The sequence below is a fragment of the Nitrosomonas sp. genome (genome assembly GCF_043753625.1).
In the GTDB taxonomy this organism is placed as follows: domain Bacteria; phylum Pseudomonadota; class Gammaproteobacteria; order Burkholderiales; family Nitrosomonadaceae; genus Nitrosomonas.
In genome coordinates, this window is record NZ_JAYUWI010000106.1 from 1 (window position 1) to 3,689 (window position 3,689).

Consider the following 3,689-nt stretch of genomic DNA (forward strand, 5'->3'; position numbering starts at 1 on the left):
TGTAACGAATCCAATTATTTTAAACCATCAACAGGAGGCAAAAACCAAACTCAGTCTGGTCGACTTATCCACAGATGCGTAGTACCCTACGCACTGATTCCCCCTGGTCAATTTTCAACCGGCACAGGTGGTCAATTTTGAACCGGTATCAACAGTTTACGCGAAAGAAGGCCGCCCCTCGATACCACCGGAGCGATTATTGAGAGCCTCGCGGCTGCAGGTACTGTTTACGATCAGATCCGAGCGGCAATTGGTCGAGCACCTGCTGTACCGCTGGTTTGTTATGTTGGACATAGACGATCCGGTATGGGATCACAACATCTTTACCCAGAACCGGGGTGTCGTTTGTTGGATAAAGAGGTGTCCGGGCATTTCTTTGCAGGTGTGAAGCAACTGGCGGAGTGGGTGGAATTAAGTGGTGACGAGCACTTCAGCATTGATGGCACATTACTAGAAGCCTGTGCTTTGCACAAAAGTTTAATACGCAAGAATGGCGGCAGCAATCCGCCGGTTGATCACACCCGAAACCCGAGCCGTGATTTTGCTGGGGAAAAGCACAGTAATGCCACCCATGAATCGGCCACTGATTCCGATGCACGTCGGTGCGCAAGAGTGACGGCGATGCCAGTCTTCTGTGCTACATGGGGCATGTATTGATGGAGAACCGTAAAGGCCTGGTAGTAGATGTCAGCGTATCGGCGGCAACAGGAATGGCTGAACGGGAGGAATCTCTTAAGTTGTTGCAATCCAACACCAAATCGGGAGCCACAGTTGGAGAAGATCGTGGTTACGACGTAGATACAGATTACCAAGCACTAACCCACGGTGCCCAATAGAGCGCGGATTGTCTTTATCCTGACTTACTTCATTTTGCAGAAAGCTTTTTGATGGTTTTTGCACTTTTTGGCTTCCCGACCAGGGCTCGAACCTGGGACCTGCGGATTAACAGGTGTATTAACTAACTGTTTTTGTTGAAAATATACCCGTCTGTGCTCGCCAACACTCGCCAATAATCGTCAGATTTGTCACGTTCCAATTCTGGAAAGTTAATTATTAATTGCCTACGAACTGGATGCCACAGTCTGGCATCGCCAGTCTGTATTAATGCCATACAAGAGCGAAGCTTTTGTATCCATATTGACTTGTGAAACTGACATACTGATTGCGAAACGTAACTTGAAATTATAGATATATATAAATCAATGACTTGTAATGCTTGCCAAACATGAAATCAGTGTTACACAATCTCAGATAATGGCATTTCTGCTGCAGTTTGGCACAAATTTGACACAATTAAATTGCGATCTAATTGGCTCCCTCATCAGTACTGAAACCTGGGATCTACGGATTGGAAGATCATATAACTTGCTGTTATTAATACTGTCAGTGCTAACCAACATTCGTCGATAATCTTCAGGTTTGTCACATTCTATTCTATTTCTTTTGTTCATCTAATTTCTTAACCAAATATTGTAGTGCTTAAAAAAATATAAACTTATGGAGAATTCAAACAAAGAATATGGCAAGCTCACTAGAGCAATTTAAACTGCTTGTTAAGAAATTACCTGAGCTTGATAAGAAATTTAAAGAACCTGCCAAACCTTTTACATTCAGTTCTAGAAAATGAAAAAAGTGATGTTCTTGGTGATGGGCTTTCTTGGTCAAATATTTATGAAAAATCATTTAATCTGCTATCACTTACGGTTGGCTACAATCATCGAGAAAATCATGAAGAAGCTGCCTTGGAGTTCTGTCAAAAATTGATCGTGTCCTTTGCTACTCTTATCAGATGCAATAGCAAACTAATTGTTGTATATTACCGAGCGCTATTTAACCTAGAATAATTAAACGTGTGTTTGTCTATTGAGAAGGCTGGATACGGAGATGCTACTCAATCTTCTTAATGGGTCGGGACAATATAACATTTTGATAACACGTAATAAGTTTTATCTTAGGATAAAACCTTTTTTTAAATATCATAATATATATATATGGCGGAGAAACAAGAAAGAGAAGGTATTCAAGGTTTCCTCTTGAAATTCCTCAAATCAACACAAGTAAAATTAGCTTTAGCATTTTTTATAACTGTACTAATATTGAAATATGGAGAACATTTAAAAAAAGATGATATAGAATGGACTGAATGGATTGAGATTTTTGAAAAAACTATAATACTTTTATTTGCTTCTATAGCCGTTCATTTATTAAATCAAAAATTCTTTGCAGATGAACTCGAAGCTAAATTCACTAAAGTAGTTTCTACACTCGTAACCAATTCCACCTCAATTTTAAATAGTACGAACAAATTTGGTATCAAGGATATCCATCCTTCAAGAATTAAAATACATGACGCCATTGTAGATCTTGCAAAAAACGCAAGCAGTAGAATTTGGGTTAGTGGGGCATCATTATCACAAGATATTAATTTAACTGATTTAATTCCAATTCTTCGAGATAAATTAGAAAACTCATGTGATATCAAAATATTACTTCAAAATCCTATTTGTAACTCTGCTTTATACCGTAGTTTGTTGGAAGCAGATCCAAAGGATATCGATAACATCACAAGATTAAGTGAGATAACTGATACACACCCTTATTTTCAAACACCGCTATATCACAGGTTTTCTTATGTTTTTAATCAAATTAATGGCGCTAGAAGAAACGAATTGTTAAAAAGAAAAGTTCGTTATTATGATCAATTACCCTCTCATTGGTTAGTAATTATTGATGACATAGCTTATTACCAACCATATGTTTTAGAAAATAGAAAGAATCTAAAGCAAGATCAATGTGCTTATACACCAATGCCTATCCTCGAATTTGATAAATTATCAAATGAAATTATGTTTGCTAATTTAGAAGATCATTTCTTAACTTTGTTTAACACATCAAATGTTGATGTTTACTTCATGCAAGTACTTATTGCTACGCGAAAGAATTTATTTGCGAAGTTAGCTAAAGAAAAAAATGATCGTTCTTGGTTGCGGCAGCTAAGGCACACTCTCAAAAATAAACAACCGGATAGACGAATTGAAACTATCAGACAAAAGTGTATGTTGCCAAATTCATCAGTTATCATGAAATGGAAAAATGGAGAATCAAAAGTTCAAAAGATTATTAATTTTTCTGCGACAGGAATTTACTTAAGATTAGAAACGGAAGGTGTAAAAAAAGGAGATATAGTGACCCTTAAATTTGATAAGAATCAATGTACGGAAGAGGAAATAGCATTAATTGATATTCTAGCCAACACACATGGTGAGCATTTTACAGTAATAAGATTTGCAGATTTTAGTAATAAGTTTCTGGCTCTTGAGAGAAGTAATGTTGGTTCTGTAATTTAAAATAATAACGCAAATGTAGTTACTGCGAATTTACGATTCGCTGTCATGTAGTTTGAACAATTACTGATAGTCATACCTGGCTTGCATGCAATGATGAATCAATTCTTGAGCTATAAGTTAAAGCTGGTGTGCCAAGAACAAAGAAGCATTCTAGATGCATTCAATTTGCCAAGCAGTTTCAATCGTCACAATCTGGGTTATCAAGATCAATGCCCCGATCTGACAACCGTCTCTCCAACATCTCAAGCCGTTGCGCCATCCAGTCCCATGACGTATCTGCACAGGCATCATGCCGGGCTTTCAATCGCTCAAAAGTACGCCGATGCATACCCTTGGGTTTAC

Annotated in this window: 4 protein-coding genes; all 4 read left to right on the forward strand. The window is 37.8% G+C overall.

Annotated features, from left to right (window positions below; translation table 11 throughout):
* Positions 1 to 127 precede the first annotated feature (127 nt).
* The 4 genes from ACH10T_RS09105 (at position 128) to ACH10T_RS09120 (ending at position 3,347) form a co-directional block, all read left to right on the forward strand.
* Positions 128 to 388, forward strand: coding sequence for a transposase (locus ACH10T_RS09105; RefSeq protein ID WP_394808972.1), 261 nt, complete (start codon positions 128 to 130; stop codon positions 386 to 388).
* Positions 307 to 657, forward strand: coding sequence for a hypothetical protein (locus ACH10T_RS09110; protein ID WP_394808975.1), 351 nt, complete (start codon positions 307 to 309; stop codon positions 655 to 657). Before ACH10T_RS09105 ends, ACH10T_RS09110 begins: the two co-directional genes overlap by 82 nt.
* The gene (locus ACH10T_RS09115) at positions 657 to 836 is read left to right on the forward strand and encodes a hypothetical protein (RefSeq protein WP_394808973.1); all 180 of its coding nucleotides are present in this window, start codon (positions 657 to 659) and stop codon (positions 834 to 836) included. The genes ACH10T_RS09110 and ACH10T_RS09115 overlap by 1 nt, the downstream gene beginning before the upstream one ends.
* Positions 837 to 1,991: 1,155 nt before the next feature.
* The gene (locus ACH10T_RS09120) at positions 1,992 to 3,347 is read left to right on the forward strand and encodes a hypothetical protein (protein WP_394808974.1); all 1,356 of its coding nucleotides are present in this window, start codon (positions 1,992 to 1,994) and stop codon (positions 3,345 to 3,347) included.
* Positions 3,348 to 3,689 lie beyond the last annotated feature (342 nt).